The organism is Limnohabitans sp. Rim8, from assembly GCF_945901735.1.
Taxonomy (GTDB): Bacteria; Pseudomonadota; Gammaproteobacteria; order Burkholderiales; family Burkholderiaceae_C; genus Limnohabitans_A.
On sequence record NZ_CAMDLM010000004.1, the window covers coordinates 29,604 to 44,287 of the forward strand.

Annotated in this window: 14 protein-coding genes; 5 read left to right on the top strand and 9 right to left on the bottom strand. The window is 60.7% G+C overall.

Going from position 1 to position 14,684, the window contains the following annotated elements; translation table 11 throughout:
* The first annotated feature begins 5 nt into the window (after window positions 1-5).
* Entirely contained in the window at window positions 6-977 is a 972-nt protein-coding gene (locus Q0O99_RS03180; RefSeq protein WP_293748477.1) for an alpha/beta hydrolase, read from the top strand.
* Here the strand turns inward: Q0O99_RS03180 and Q0O99_RS03185 are convergent.
* Window positions 971-1,837 (bottom strand): lipid A biosynthesis acyltransferase, encoded by an 867-nt coding sequence (locus Q0O99_RS03185; RefSeq protein ID WP_293748479.1) that lies wholly within the window; start codon window positions 1,835-1,837, stop codon window positions 971-973. The two genes, Q0O99_RS03180 and Q0O99_RS03185, sit on opposite strands and share 7 nt — an antisense overlap.
* 16 nt (window positions 1,838-1,853) lie before the next feature.
* Window positions 1,854-2,681 carry a lysophospholipid acyltransferase family protein gene (locus tag Q0O99_RS03190; protein ID WP_293748481.1) on the bottom strand — a complete coding sequence of 276 codons (828 nt, stop codon included), beginning with the start codon at window positions 2,679-2,681 and terminating at the stop codon, window positions 1,854-1,856.
* Window positions 2,682-3,107: 426 nt separating this feature from the next.
* Between Q0O99_RS03190 and groES the strand changes: the two genes are divergently transcribed.
* Window positions 3,108-3,395: a co-chaperone GroES gene (gene groES / locus Q0O99_RS03195; protein WP_293748483.1), complete on the top strand. Its 288-nt coding sequence runs from the start codon at window positions 3,108-3,110 to the stop codon at window positions 3,393-3,395.
* Between the two features lie 81 nt (window positions 3,396-3,476).
* Window positions 3,477-5,126 (top strand): chaperonin GroEL, encoded by a 1,650-nt coding sequence (groL, locus tag Q0O99_RS03200; RefSeq protein WP_293748484.1) that lies wholly within the window; start codon window positions 3,477-3,479, stop codon window positions 5,124-5,126.
* 162 nt (window positions 5,127-5,288) lie between these two features.
* Here groL and Q0O99_RS17505 read toward each other — a convergent pair whose 3' ends face one another.
* The 5 genes from Q0O99_RS17505 to tal form a co-directional block, all read right to left on the bottom strand.
* A complete protein-coding gene (locus tag Q0O99_RS17505) occupies window positions 5,289-6,053 on the bottom strand; it encodes a DUF411 domain-containing protein (RefSeq protein ID WP_367185170.1) in 765 nt (254 codons plus the stop codon).
* 12 nt (window positions 6,054-6,065) lie between these two features.
* Window positions 6,066-6,560, bottom strand: a complete 495-nt coding sequence (locus Q0O99_RS03215) for a cupredoxin family protein (RefSeq protein ID WP_293748486.1) — start codon at window positions 6,558-6,560, stop codon at window positions 6,066-6,068.
* 227 nt (window positions 6,561-6,787) lie between these two features.
* Window positions 6,788-7,117, bottom strand: a complete 330-nt coding sequence (locus tag Q0O99_RS03220) for a J domain-containing protein (RefSeq protein ID WP_293748488.1) — start codon at window positions 7,115-7,117, stop codon at window positions 6,788-6,790.
* Between the two features lie 220 nt (window positions 7,118-7,337).
* A complete protein-coding gene (gene pgi / locus Q0O99_RS03225; RefSeq protein WP_293748490.1) occupies window positions 7,338-8,876 on the bottom strand; it encodes a glucose-6-phosphate isomerase in 1,539 nt (512 codons plus the stop codon).
* Between the two features lie 174 nt (window positions 8,877-9,050).
* Window positions 9,051-9,998 (bottom strand): transaldolase, encoded by a 948-nt coding sequence (tal, locus tag Q0O99_RS03230; RefSeq protein WP_293748491.1) that lies wholly within the window; start codon window positions 9,996-9,998, stop codon window positions 9,051-9,053.
* 82 nt (window positions 9,999-10,080) lie between these two features.
* Here tal and zwf point away from each other — a divergent pair, with 82 nt between their 5' ends.
* Window positions 10,081-11,544, top strand: coding sequence for a glucose-6-phosphate dehydrogenase (gene zwf, locus Q0O99_RS03235; protein WP_293748492.1), 1,464 nt, complete (start codon window positions 10,081-10,083; stop codon window positions 11,542-11,544).
* 13 nt (window positions 11,545-11,557) lie between these two features.
* Window positions 11,558-12,403, top strand: a complete 846-nt coding sequence (locus Q0O99_RS03240; protein ID WP_293748493.1) for a MurR/RpiR family transcriptional regulator — start codon at window positions 11,558-11,560, stop codon at window positions 12,401-12,403.
* 67 nt (window positions 12,404-12,470) lie between these two features.
* On the opposite strand, the gene Q0O99_RS03245 is transcribed toward Q0O99_RS03240, so the two are convergent.
* Both Q0O99_RS03245 and Q0O99_RS03250 read right to left on the bottom strand, forming a co-directional pair.
* Window positions 12,471-13,883, bottom strand: coding sequence for a sensor histidine kinase (locus Q0O99_RS03245; protein ID WP_293748495.1), 1,413 nt, complete (start codon window positions 13,881-13,883; stop codon window positions 12,471-12,473).
* A complete protein-coding gene (locus Q0O99_RS03250) occupies window positions 13,880-14,587 on the bottom strand; it encodes a response regulator transcription factor (RefSeq protein ID WP_293748497.1) in 708 nt (235 codons plus the stop codon). Before Q0O99_RS03250 ends, Q0O99_RS03245 begins: the two co-directional genes overlap by 4 nt.
* Between the last annotated feature and the right edge of the window lie 97 nt (window positions 14,588-14,684).

Below are 14,684 nucleotides of genomic sequence, written 5' to 3' on the forward strand. Positions count from 1 at the left end.
CCCCCGTGTCAACATCCCCGACCGACATTGAGACCTGGCAGCAGGACCTGCCCCACGGCATCACCCTGAGCTGCCGCGCCTGCGGCAAACGGGGCCGTCCCGTGCTGATTTTCCTGCATGGCTTTCCGGAAGCCGCCTGGGTTTGGGACCCTTTGCTGGTCCACTTTTCCAAACCCGAAAACGGCGGCTACCGCTGCGTGGCCCCCAACCTGCGCGGCTATGAACGCTCCAGCGCCCCAGAAGATGTCAAGGCCTACCGGGCCAAGCACCTGGTGCAAGACATTGTGGCCCTGATCGGCCTGGAATCGGGCCTGGCCCCATTGGCCGCTTTGGTGGCCCATGATTGGGGCGGCGCGGTGGCCTGGAGCCTGGCCAACCAGCACCCCGACCTTCTGCGCCAAATGGTCATCGTCAACTCGCCGCATCCCGGTCCTTTTCTCAAAGCCCTGCAAAGTCACGCAGCGCAACAAGCGGCCAGCGCGTACATGAACTTTCTGGTGCAGCCCGATGCGGCAGCGCAACTGGCGGCCAACGATTTTGAACGCTTGCTGGGTTTTCTGGACGGAAACGACCGTTCACTGACCTCGCTCACGCAGCCACCGGGTGACCTCACCCACGCAGCCGCCCGCTGGCTCACCCCTGAAATCAAAGAACGCTACCGGCAGACCTGGCGACATGGCCTGCAAGGTGGGCTGAACTATTACCGGGCCTCACCCCTGCGCCCCGCTACGGCGCAAGACCCGGGCGCATCGGCGGTTCAGATCCCGCCAGAAGCCCTGCACATCGGTGTGCCCACGCTGGTGCTGTGGGCACAAGACGATGTGGCCTTGTTGCCCTGCCTGACCGAAGGCCTGGCGCAGCATGTGCCCGATCTGAAACTGGTGCCCATCGCCCAAGCCACCCACTGGGTGGTGCATGAAAAACCCGAGCAGGTGATCCGTGAAATCACCGGTTTCCTTGCGCCCTTGCTTCAATAAAAGCCCGGCTCAGCTTCGGGCCGAGTCTTGAAGCGCTTGTGCACCCAGTAATACTGCTCGGGCATGGTGCGCACCCAGTCGGCCAACAAGGCGTTCATGCGGGCGGTGTCTTGCACCAGGTCGGCGCTCGGGAAATCGGTCAGCGGCGCATGCACTGATATGTCATACCCCTGCGGCGTCATGCGCGTGACCACCGGCACCACGCGCGCACCCACCACCTTGGACAAACGCGACAGCGAAGGCACAGTGGCGGCTTGTTCGACCCCCATGAAGGGCACAAAAATAGATTCGCTGCGGCCAAAATCCATGTCAGGTGACAAGTGCAAGGGTTCGCCTTTTTTGAGGCGCGTCAAAATTTGCCGCATGCCTTCATGCCGAAAGTACGGCCGCACATTGCCCGAGCGCTCGCGCCCTTGGCGCACCAAGGCATCGACCGCCGGATTGGACTGCCCGACAAAAATGAACGCGATCGGCCCGGGGACATCCAGGGAGACTGCCAGGCCACCGGCATCCAGCCCCACAAAATGCGGGGCAAACACCACCAATGGCCCCGGCTGTTTCAAGGCTTGCAGATCCCCTACCCAGCGCAGGCGTTGCCGCACCAGTGCCTCAGGCGCATGCCAAAGCCAAGAACGGTCCAGCACCGACTGGCCAAACACCACAAAATGGCGGTAAGCCAGCGCCTCACGCTCCGGCTCGGACAACTCGGGCATGCACTTTTGCAAATTAATGGCCACAACGCGGCGGCGCTGACGGGCCAGGTGCCACAGCAACCAACCCAAACCATGACCCACCGCACGCAACCACGGCAACGGCATGCGCGCCAACAAACGCATAACAAAGATCAACAAATTCAGCATGATTTGTGAGGGCTGCTCAGGTCTGCCTGGGGGTTTTGTAGCGGGCATATCCCCAGACGTATTGCGATGGGCACTGCAGGATCAGCGACTCCATGGCCTGGTTGATCTGCACCACGGCGGTGTCCAGGTCAACCGACAGTTCGTGGCTCAGCGCCTGGGTGTGCAAGCGGTAACCGCGCCCCCAAGACAAGCGCTCGCCCCAGATGAGCACCACACGGGCGCTGGTTTGCAAGGCCAAACGCGCCGCCAAAGTCATGGTGTAAGCCGGTTGGCCAAAAAACGGGGCCCACTGGCCCATGCCCTCGGGCGGCACCTGATCAGGCAACAAACCCACGGCGCGGCCTGAGCGCAAGGCCTTGATCATTTGGCGCACCCCCGCCAAGGTGGTGGGCACCGCCTCCAGACCGGGTCTTTGGCGGGCCAAGGTCATCACTTCTCCCAATCCGGCATGGCGCGCAGGACGGTAAAGCACCGTCAAAGGGCCTTGCAGTTCAGAAAAGCGCAGCGCCAGTGCCTGCGCTGTGATTTCAAAACAGCCCATGTGCGGGGTCAAAAAAAGCACCCCTTGTCCGCTGGCATAGGCGTCTAAAGCGGCGCGGTCATCGTCCCAGAACAGTGGCGGGGTTTGGCCCAACCACAAACGAGGCAACTCGGCAGACATGCGCCCAGCCTGCCCCACAGCCCGCCACACCGTGCCCCAGTCCAAGCCCGCTTGGCGGGCATTGTCCAGAAAACGGCTTCTGTAGCTTCCCGAATAGAACCAGGCCAGCCACCCCCCCATGCTGCCCAGCAGATGCAGTAACCACAGAGGCCAACGGGAAAAGATACGGAACCAAAAAAGCATAGGGGGGTGATTTTGCCTTGAACCGGAGACGCTGCGGCTGGCACGACAGCCAACATGTGCCGCCCGCCTTCGAAACAATGGCCCATTGGGCGCATGTCAAGGTCATCACCCACCCATTGGTCTTGATGGGCATTCACCCGTCAATGGGGGTCTTTCTCATCGACTTGGCTCAAAAAATCAAGCTATTTAAGGGCGACATCAGCACCGACATGGTTTGCGGCGCTCTCTTGGACCGCTCAAAAGACACCGACACACCCTGCCCGCTTCGCCAGTAAAAAAGGCCCTGGACTTGAAATGTGCGAAAAAGCCCTTATCATTAGCACTCGAAGGAGTTGAGTGCTAACAACGCCCCTCCTCAGATTTCATCAACACCCTTTTTCAGGTGTTTTTGTTTTTTTAACCCTTGTTTCAAATCCAGGAGATTCCATGAAACTGCGTCCTTTGGGCGATCGCGTGATCGTCAAGCGTATCGAAAGCGAAACCAAAACAGCCTCGGGCATCGTGATCCCCGATTCCGCTGCAGAAAAGCCCGATCAAGGTGAAGTCTTGGCCATCGGCCCTGGCAAAGCCAACGACAAAGGCGACATCAAAGCCCTGAGCGTGAAAGTCGGCGACCGCGTGTTGTTCGGCAAGTACAGCGGCCAGACCGTCAAGGTCGACGGCGACGAGCTGTTGGTCATGAAAGAAGAAGACCTGTTTGCGGTAGTGGAATAACTTGCGGGACAGCGCGAACGACGCGCGAAGCGCCCGTTCGCTCTGTCCTCAACCGATTAAATCAATTTTGGAGTTAGAAAAATGGCAGCAAAAGACGTAATTTTCGGCGGCGAAGCCCGCGCACGCATGGTTGAAGGCGTGAACATTTTGGCCAACGCGGTCAAAGTGACTTTGGGTCCTAAAGGCCGCAACGTGGTTCTGGAGCGCTCGTTCGGCGCCCCCACCGTGACCAAAGACGGTGTGTCCGTGGCCAAGGAAATCGAACTCAAAGACAAACTGCAAAACATGGGCGCGCAGATGGTCAAGGAAGTCGCTTCCAAGACTTCTGACAATGCAGGCGACGGCACCACGACCGCCACCGTGTTGGCCCAAGCCATCGTGCACGAAGGCATGAAGTACGTGGCCGCCGGCATGAACCCGATGGATCTGAAGCGCGGCATCGACAAGGCTGTAACTGCTTTGATCGAAGAGCTGAAGAAAGCCACCAAGGCCACCACCACCACCAAAGAAATCGCCCAAGTCGGTTCGATCTCTGCCAACAGCGACCACAGCATCGGCGAAATCATCGCTAAAGCCATGGACAAAGTGGGCAAAGAAGGCGTGATCACGGTGGAAGACGGCAAGTCTTTGGACAACGAGCTCGACATCGTTGAAGGCATGCAGTTTGACCGCGGCTACCTGTCGCCTTACTTCATCAACAACCCCGAAAAGCAAGCCGCTTTGCTGGACAACCCCTTCGTGTTGTTGTTTGACAAGAAGATCAGCAACATCCGCGATCTGCTGCCTACATTGGAAGCCGTTGCCAAAGCGGGCCGTCCTTTGTTGATCATTGCCGAAGAAGTTGAAGGCGAAGCCTTGGCGACTTTGGTGGTCAACACCATCCGTGGCATCTTGAAAGTGGTCGCCGTCAAAGCCCCTGGCTTTGGTGACCGCCGCAAAGCCATGTTGGAAGACATCGCTATTCTGACCGGCGGCAAAGTGATCGCTGAAGAAGTGGGCCTGACCCTCGAAAAAGTGACTTTGGCCGATTTGGGCCAAGCCAAGCGCATCGAAGTGGGCAAAGAAAACACCATCATCATCGACGGTGCAGGCGCTGCGATCGACATCGAAGCCCGCGTCAAGCAAGTGCGTGTGCAAATCGAAGAAGCCACTTCTGACTACGACCGCGAAAAGCTGCAAGAGCGCGTGGCCAAGTTGGCTGGCGGTGTGGCCGTGATCAAGGTGGGCGCTGCCACCGAAGTCGAAATGAAAGAAAAGAAAGCCCGCGTTGAAGACGCCCTGCACGCCACCCGCGCTGCAGTGGAAGAAGGCATTGTGGCTGGTGGTGGCGTGGCTTTGCTGCGTGCACGTCAGGCTGCTGGCACCATCAAAGGCGACAACGCTGACCAAGAAGCCGGTATCAAGCTGGTGTTGAAAGCCATCGAAGCGCCTTTGCGCGAGATCGTGTACAACGCCGGCGGCGAGCCCTCAGTGGTGGTGAACGCTGTGTTGGCCGGTTCGGGCAACTACGGCTTCAACGCTGCCAATGACACCTACGGTGACATGATCGAAATGGGCATCTTGGACCCCACCAAAGTGACACGCACTGCTTTGCAAAACGCAGCGTCTGTGGCCTCTTTGATGTTGACCACCGAATGCATGATCTCTGAAGCCCCTAAAGACGAGTCCGGCGCTGGCGGCGGCATGCCTGACATGGGCGGCATGGGTGGTATGGGCGGCATGGGCATGTAATTGCCCTGTCTGCCTGGACTGAGGGTTTGCGCCCTCACCCAGCCAAACATAAGCCCCGCAAGGTTCGCGCCTTGCGGGGCTTTTTTCATGGCGGCAGTTCTAGGCCTGCGCTGGAAGGGAGCGCTACAAACACGCGGTGCCGATCGCTCTCGCCTAAAGAGCTCACAGGGCCGCAGCCTCGATCTTCACCACCCAATAAGCGCCTTTATCCTGTACCGCTTGAAAGCGCACTTTTTGGCCAACTTGCAAGGCGCCAACTTGTCTCGGGTCCTTGACCTGAAACACCATGCTCATGGGCGGCATGTCCAGATTCTTGATCTCGCCGTGCTTGAGCGCCACCTTGCCCGCAGCCTTGTCGATGCGCCGCACCTCGGCTGTGGCCCAAGGCAAAGCGGCAGCGTCATCGCTTACGCGTTGCAGGCCGTCACGCTGCGCCATGCGGCGCAGCCCCGGGTAGTGTTGAAAGCTTTTCGTGCTGCCATCTTTTTTTACCAACAGCACGTCGTAGGCGTCTTTGCGGCCCTTGTACTCGGGGCCGTCCATGCCGGGACTGCCAATCGGCATGCCCGGCACCGACAAACCCAAAGCCGCTGGCCGCTCCTTGAGCAGGCGGTGAATGTCGGCAGCGGGCACATGGCCCTCGATCACGTAGCCGCCCACGCTGGCGGTGTGGCAAGAGCCGAGCTGCTCGGGCATGCCCAGGCGCTTGCGGGCGGCGGTGTTGCCCACGTCGCGCACCTCGACCTTGAAACCGCTGGCCTGCAGGTGTTCCACCCACAAGTGGCAGCAGCCGCAGTTGGGGTCTTTCCAGACCTGCACGTTGGTGGCCTGCGCCAGCGCGGTGCGCTCAAAACCGGTGAGGGCCAACACGGCAGCCGCTGCCAGCCAATGCCGCCGAGGCAAGGTGGTGGATTGGGCATTTTTCATGGCGTGTCTCCTTTACTTGACGACGATGTGGCCGATCATGCCTGCTTCAAAATGGCCGGGGATCAGGCAGGCAAATTCAAAGTTGCCTGCGCGGTTGAAGGTCCAGACGATGGTGCCTTTTTGGCCGGGGTCCACATGCGCCATGTAGGGCTCGTCGTGTTCCATACCGGGGTGTTTTTTCATCATCTCGGCATGGGCTTTGAGCTCTTGCGGCGTGCCGATCACGATCTCGTGCAGCACCTTGCCCGCGTTCACGGCCACCAGGCGCACGGTCTCGCCCAGCTTGACCTGAATGGCCATGGGGGCAAAGCGCATGTCGTCGGTCATGCGGATCTCGATGGTGCGTTTGGCTTTTTTAAGATCGCCTGCAATGCCCCAGTCTTTTTGTTCAGCCGGGGATGCAGACTTGGCGAGGTGGTTTTGGTGGGCAGCGGGCGCATGGGCCTGCGCGAGTGGCAGGGACAACAGGCCAAGGCTCAGGATGAAGGTGTTCAATGCAGTGCTCATGGTTTTTCTTGATGTGTGTAGGTGGGTGCAGACGCCACGTTTGGGGCTTCAGAGGTGCCCGTGGCCCTACACCAGGGAAGAAATCCAGCTACCGCTCTGGCCCACGGCCATGTCGGTGGTGACCTCGGGCCCGTGCGCTGTGGGGACAAGTGGCCCATTCTGGAATCATAAGCCCAGCTCCGCAAGACTCGGGGGTTAACGAACCCCAGACCGTTCATGTCTCGCTTTCAGACAAAAGCGTGCAAGCGGCCACGTGCGTCGTAGGTGGTCAAAAACGGTAGCGCGTTGCGCACTGACGCCTGCGTCGTGGTGATGTGAATCAGAGGCGCCGCAAAACGGGGGCGCGCTGTATACCGGCTGGCATCGTAAGCACGACGCCGCTCAGGCTGGCTCAAAACCCTGTAGGCCTGGTTGATCCGGGCCATCTTGGCCGCCCACAAGGCGGATGCGCCGGCTTGGCGGTCGGGATGGTAACGCTGGGCCAACGAGCGAAAAGCCGCCCGAATGACTTCGGGTTCGGCTTGTGATGTGACGCCGAGTTCAGCGTAAAGATCCATGGCGTTGTCCATGGTTGAATCATAAAATATGAATACAAATAAACTAAATAAAAATGTAATTTAAACGTATCAAAATGTTAAAACTTCAAACGCATGGCCTGCTGTCAAGGCCGGGCCCACTGCGCATCTTCATGCCTGACCACCGGGGTTCGCCTTTGGCCGCACACGAACCAGAAGACGGACCCCGGGTCAAGCCAGGGGTGATCAAGCGGGCTGAAAATCAGCCCAAGCGCACGCGCTGCAACAAGGCGGCGCTCGAAGCATCCAGGCCCACCAGATCGCCTGAGGCCATGCGGGCATGGATGTCTTTAGCCAGCACTTTGCCCAGCTCCACGCCCCATTGGTCAAAGCTGTTGATGCCCCAGACCGAACCGCTCACGAACACACGGTGTTCTTGCAGCGCGATCAGTGCGCCCAAGCTGGTGGGCGTGAGTTCGTCGAGCAGCAAGAAGGTGCTGGGTCGGTTGCCGGGAAAGTGTTGGTGACCGCCTTCGTCGTCTTGGCCCAGCATCAACGCCTGGGCCTGCGCGATCGCATTGGCCAGCAGCAGTTCGTGGTGGTCGGCCAAGTTGTGCGTGGGCTTTTTCACAGCGATGAATTCCACCGGCACCACATCGGTGCCTTGGTGCAACATCTGGAAATAGGCGTGCTGCCCGTTGGTGCCCGGCTCGCCCCAGAGCACAGGCGAGGTGCCATAAGGCAGGGCTTGGCCATGGCGGTCCACCCGCTTGCCGTTGCTCTCCATCTCCAGCTGCTGCAGGTAAGCAGGCAGGCGGCGCAAGGCGCTGTGGTAGGGCGCAATGCTTCGGCTGGTGTAATGCAAAAAGTTGCGGTACCAGACGTCCAGCAAACCCAAGCGCACCGGCAAGTTGGCCTCAAAGGGCGCTGATTGAAAATGCTGGTCCATCGCATGCGCCCCGGCCAGCAGATCCCTGAAACCCTGGGCACCGATGGCGATGGCCAAGGGCAAGCCAATGGCCGACCACAACGAATAGCGCCCGCCCACCCAGTCCCAAAATCCAAAAGTGGTGCGGATGCCACATTCGGCTGCTGCGGCCACGTTGGTGGTCAGCGCCGCAAAGTGGCGGGCCACATCGGTGCCGCCTTGCGTCCGGAACCAAGCCAGCGCCGAGCGGGCGTTGGTCATGGTCTCGAGGGTGGTGAAGGTTTTGGAGGCGATCAGGAACAGCGTGTTCTCGGCCTTCAGGCACTTGAGCACGGCAGCCAATTCGTGCCCGTCCACATTTGACACAAAGTGAAAGCGCTTGCCCGGTATCGCCAAGTGTTGCAGCGCCAGCACCGCCATCTGCGGCCCCAGGTCTGAGCCACCAATGCCGATGTTCACCACGTCGGTGAGCTGCGCATCGGCGCGGATGCTTTCGGCATACGCCAGCATGGCCCTCAAGGTGTCGTGAACTTGCTGCAAGGGTACGGCCAGCGCACCGGGCAGCGTGCCTTCGGGCTGGCGCAGCAGCCAGTGCATCACGGCGCGGCCCTCGGTGTGGTTGATGGGCTCACCCCGGAACATGGCGTCGCGGTGCGCGGCCAGGCCGGTTTGACGGGCCAATGCTTGCAGCAGGGCTTCGGTCGCGGCATCCACATGGTTTTTGGACAGGTCGGCAAACACATGCGGGGCAGTCTGGCTCAGGGCCGGTGCCCGCTCGGCATCCAGCGCAAAAGCGCTGCGCAAATCAAAACCTGCAAAGCTCTTCGCATGGCGTTGCAAGGTTTGCCAGGCAGGTGTCAGGTTACAGCGCATCAGGGTCTTTCTGAGATTGAAGCACCTGCAAAACAAGCGCCGACAGAGTTTACGGATGGGCAGGTCGGGCCTTTAGGGTCCGACATCTTTTTAGCGAAACGACATGCCCCACGGCCACGGCGCACCCACGTCCCGTCGGACCTGAAGGCACGACCTACAAGGCAGAATCGTGTTTCAAGCTTTCTTCATCAATTCTTCAAGTTTCACGGCATCGGCGCAAAAGGCGCGAATGCCTTCGGCCAGCTTCTCGGTGGCCATGGCGTCTTCATTGAGCGCCAAGCGAAAAATGGCTTCGTCATACTGCACAGCAGGCAAGTCCATGCCCTGCGCCGCTGCCGCGTTGAGCGCCTGGCTCAGCGGCAGATCGGTCGCGGCCAGCTGTGCCAGCAGCTCGGGGCTGATGGTCAACAAATCACACCCGGCCAAGGCCACGATCTGACCGACATTGCGAAACGACGCGCCCATGACTTCGGTGGTGATGCCGTGCTTTTTGTAATGGTTGAAGATGGCCCGCACCGACTGCACGCCGGGGTCGTTCGCGCCTGACATCGCCGCTTCGTCCCAGGCGGCACCTGCGGACTTTTTGGTCCAGTCGTAAATGCGGCCCACAAAGGGCGAGATCAGTTGCACCTTGGCTTGACCACAGGCCACCGCCTGGCAAAACGCAAACAGCAGCGTCAGGTTGCATCGAATGCCTTCGCGCTCCAGTTCGGCCGCCGCCTGAATGCCTTCCCAGGTCGAGGCGATCTTGATCAGCACGCGCTCGCGGGGGATGCCTTTCGCCTCGTACAGCGCCATGATGCGGCGCGCCCGCGTCAAGGTGGCGGTGGTGTCAAAACTCAAACGGGCATCGACTTCGGTCGACACGCGGCCGGGAATGGTCTTCAGAATTTCACAGCCAAAACGCACCAGCAGGTGGTCCATCACCACGTCCAGTGGCTGGCCCCGGTGAGCGGCCACGGCCTCGGCCAGCAGGGGCGCGTATTCGGGCTTTTGCACGGCCTTCAAGATCAGCGATGGGTTGGTCGTCGCATCTTGTGGCTGGAACTGCGCCAACTGCTTGAAGTCGCCGGTATCGGCCACCACGGTGGTGAATTGTTTGAGGGCGTCGAGTTGGTTCATGGGGGATTTTTAAAACAGACTTGAATTATTGATGAAACAAAGTTACATTACAAATCAATTTTTTATGTAACTCAAGAACAACATGGCTTTTGATCTGGTTTTCTTCGGCGGCACGGGCGATCTGGTCTGGCGCAAACTCATGCCGGCGCTGCTCCAGGCTTTTCGACACGACACCTTACCCGAAGGCGGTCGCATCATCGGCGTGGGCCGCGACGACCTGAGCGACGAGCAATACCGGCAACGAATCCAGTCACGCTTTGAGCAAGTCGAAGGCGACAAACGGCCCAACCCTGAAGAATTTGCCCGTTTTGCCAGCCTGCTGTGCTACGTGCGCATGGACTTGTCCCAGCCCGAAGCCTACGCCGCATTGGCCAGTCGTCTGGCCGAGCGCGACACCGACCATGTGGTGATGTATTTGTCCACCGCACCCAGCCTGTTCACCACTGTGTGCGAACAACTCGCTGCCAACGGTCTGAACACGCCCCAAACCCGCATCGTGCTGGAGAAACCGCTGGGCCACGACCTGGCCTCCAACCGATTGATCAACGAGGCGGTGGGCCGCGCTTTCAAAGAGCAACAAATCTTTCGCATCGACCACTACCTGGGCAAGCCCGCGGTACAAAACCTGTTTGCCATGCGCTTTGGCAACGCCTTGTTTGAGCCCCTGTGGCGGCGCGAGCACATCGCCAACATCCAGATCACCATGTCCGAAGAACTGGGCGTAGAAAAACGCGGCGGCTTTTATGAGACCACCGGCGCCTTGCGTGACATGGTGCAAAACCACGCACTCCAGCTGCTGTGTGCCATCGCCATGGAGCCACCCATCAACGCACACGCCGACGCCATCCGCGACGAGAAACTCAAAGTGTTGCGCGCCTTGAAGCGCTGGACACCCGAGACCCTGGGCCAGCACGTCATTCGCGGCCAGTACAGCACGGGCAACACCGAAGGCAAAGCGGTGCCCGGCTACCCCGATGAGCCGGGTGTAGACCCGCAAAGCAGCACCGAAACCTTTGTGGCTCTGCGCACCGAAATCGCCAACTGGCGCTGGGCGGGCGTGCCGTTTTACATCCGCACCGGCAAGCGCATGGCCTCGCGCGAGGCGCACATCAACATCAATTTCCGCCCCACCCCGCACGAAATTTTCAAAAGCCCGGTGGGCCAGGTGAACAAATTGGTGATCCACCTGCAACCCAAAGACGGGCTGGAGTTGCACCTGTTTGCCCAAGGCCAAAGCAAACGCGGCCAAGGCAGCGGCGGTGCAACGCTCAGCCCGGTGCACCTGGACCTGGACTTTGACAAACGCTTTGGCAGCGAACGCGTGGGCGCTTACGAGCGCTTGCTGCTGGATGTGCTGGACGGCCGCCTGAACCTGTTTGTGCGCAGCGACGAACAAGAAGAAGCTTGGCGCTGGGTCGAGCCCATCCTCCAACACTGGAAAAACGACCCCACCGGCCCGCGCCCCTATGCCGCCGGCACCTGGGGCCCCAGCGCCGCCAGCGCCATGATCGCCCGCGACGGCTTTTGCTGGTCTGAAGAAAGCTAAAAGGAATTCCACCATGCTCGACCGAATCAAAGCCTCCCTGCCCTCGCTGGCCCCAGCCGAGCAACGCGTGGGCAAACTGGTGCTGGCCGACCCGCGTGCCTTTGCCAAACTGCCTGTGACCGAGCTGGCCGAGCGCGCCCATGTGAGCAAACCCACCGTGGTGCGCTTTTGCCGCAGCGTGGGCTACGACGGCCTGTCCGACTTCAAACTCAAACTGGCCGGCAGTGTCAGCGAAGGCGTGCCCTTCATCCACCGCAGTGTGGACGCCGACGACAAGACCAGCGACATTGCGGTCAAAGTCATCGACAACACCGTGGCCGCGTTTTTGAAGTACCGCAACGACGCCAGTTCCTTTGCACTGGATCACGCCGCCCAAGCCCTGGCCGGCACGCAAAAGACCAACCGCCGCATTGAGTTTTATGGCGTGGGCAATTCGGGCATCGTGGCGCAAGACGCACAGCACAAATTCTTCCGTCTGGGCGTCAACGCCATCGCCTACAGCGACGGCCACATGCAAGTCATGAGCGCCTCCATGCTCAAACCGGGCGACTGTGCGGTGATCATCTCCAACTCGGGCCGCACCCGCGACCTGATGGATGCCTGCGACATCGCCAAAAAACAAGGCGCCACCACCATCGTCATCACCGCCAGCGGCTCACCCCTGGCCAGCGCCGGGCACATCCACCTCACGGCCGATCACCCCGAGGGCTACGACAAATACAGCCCCATGGTCTCGCGGTTGCTGCACCTGCTGATCATCGACATCTTGGCCACCACAGTGGCCCTGCGGATTGGTGAAGCGCTGCAACCTGCGCTGCGCGACATGAAGAAAAACCTGAGCAGCAAGCGTTACACCTGAAGGGGCGGGTCTGCAAGGGTTCATCGCGCCGAATCCATCAAAAGTCAATCTGCGCAGATTGACCGACTCAGGCTGCAGACCAACTCAGGCGAATGGCTGTGCCGCGCCCATCGGCAAGAGGACTGCGCGCACTGACTTGCGCCCCATGCTGGCTCGCGATTTCTTTCACAATGGCCAGGCCCAAACCACTGCCCGCAACACCCGAGGGCGCGGCGCGGTAAAAGCGCTCGAACACATGGGCCTGGTGCTCAGGCGCGATGCCCGGGCCATCGTCCTCCACTTCAAGCCAACGGTCCCCGACCCGCACCGTGATGTGTGTGCCCGCAGGACCGTGGTGAATGGCGTTGTCGATCAGGTTGCTCAAGGCCTCGTGCAGCAACAGGTCAACGCCTTGCACCTCACAACGCACCACCTGGGCCTCTAGCCCAAGGTCATCGCCCAGCTGATGGGCACGCATCAAATGCTCTTGCGTCACGCGCCGCGCCAGCGCCACCAGGTCCACCGTCTGTGGGCTGTGCATTTCGCGGGCATGCTCGACCCGCGTCATGGCCAGCAGCTGTTCGGTCAGGCGCACAGCGTCGTCGGTGGTTTGCCTGGCCGCAGACAGCAAGGCCTGCGCCTGCTCGGGCTCGGCATTGCGCTGGGCCAGCGCCAGCTGCGTTTTGAGGGCCGTGAGGGGCGTGCGCAACTGGTGCGCGGCGTTGTCCAAAAAGCGCTTGCGGATGTCGATCAAACGCCCCAGGCGGTCCAGGTAGCTGTTGAGGGTCTCGATCAGGGGCCGCAACTCGCGTGGCAAGTCCGGCGGCTGAATGGGAGAAAAGTCGTCGTCGGCCTTGTTCACCAATTGTTGGCGAAACGCCTCCAGCGGCCTGATGCCGCGCTGTACACCCCAGACCACCAAAATTGCAGCCGCCAACAGCAACAAGCCCTGGCTGCCCAGGGTGTCCCACAAAATGTGTTGAATCAATTGCTGACGCGCCTCCATGGTTTCGGCCACGGTGATCTTGATCAGCGGCTCGCTCAGGCCCGCGTCCTCCATGACGTGCGTGAGCTGCGCCAGGCGCACGGGCTGGTTCAGGTACACCCCATCGTCAAACTGCACCAAAGCAAAGTACTTCACGGCCGACTGCGTGCGCACAGGCGCATCGGGCAAAGCCTCTACCCCCGCCAGCCAACGGCCGCCAGGGGTGGAGACTTTGTAAAACAAACGCGAGCCGGTGTGGTTTTCAAACAAGTAACCTGCGGCCTTCATCACGTCCAGCTGCAGGAGACCATCGCGCCAAGCCAGCTCTTCAGCCAAGGTGCGCGCAGCCAGGTACAGGGATCTGTCATAGGCCTCGTTGGCCGCCTGCACCGCGTTGCCATAGCCCACCCAGGCGTTGACGCCGATCAATGCGGCCAGCGGCAGCAAAATCCAGCTGAGCAAGCGCCTGCGCAGCGACGCCACGGCGCGGACCGGATGCGCTGGCGTGTCTGTCATGCGCTGCCCGAAGGCGAAGTCAGCATGTAGCCCATGCCGCGAAAGGTGGTGATCACCACTTCGGCTGGCCTCCCGTGGGATGCCGCAGAAGATTCAAGTTTTTTGCGCAGGCGGTAAATCAGCACCTCCACCGCGTCCAGGCCGGCGGCCTCCTCGGCAAACACCTCGCTGTGCAGTTGCTCTTTGCTCACGGTGCGCTGCGGCGAAGACAGCAACACGCGCAGCGCAGCGGCTTCGCGTTGTGTCAAAGCCAGCACCTGGCCGTGCAGTTGTGCGGTGCCGTTTTCGGGCTGCATCTCCAGCGGCCCCCAGCGCAGGGCCGTGGTTTTGGCGCGGCCATGGCGGCGCAGCAAGACCTGCAAGCGCGCTTCGAGCTCGCTCAAATCAAAGGGCTTGGGCAAGTAGTCGTCGGCGCCCATGTTCAGGCCCAGCACCCGGTCCGGCACGCTGGCACGCGCCGTCAAAATCAGCACCGGCACCGCATCGCCCCGCGCACGCAAGGCTTGCAACACGCTCAGGCCGTCTGGCCCCGGCAGCTGCAAATCGAGCAGCACCGCATCAAAGCCGTGCCCCGGCTGAAGGCAGCGCTCGGCCGCATGGCCATCGGTGGCAAAGTCCACCGCCATGCCGCCCTGGCGCAAGGCGGTGCCCAGCCACAGGGCAATGTCGGGCGTGTCCTCCACCAACAAAATTCGCGGGGTCATCGGATGCTTGAGGGTATTCACTGAATGGATTTGACAGGTGCTTGACAGCTTGACGCTTGGCTCGGCACCAAAATCGTGCCATCTGCCCAAGGCACGT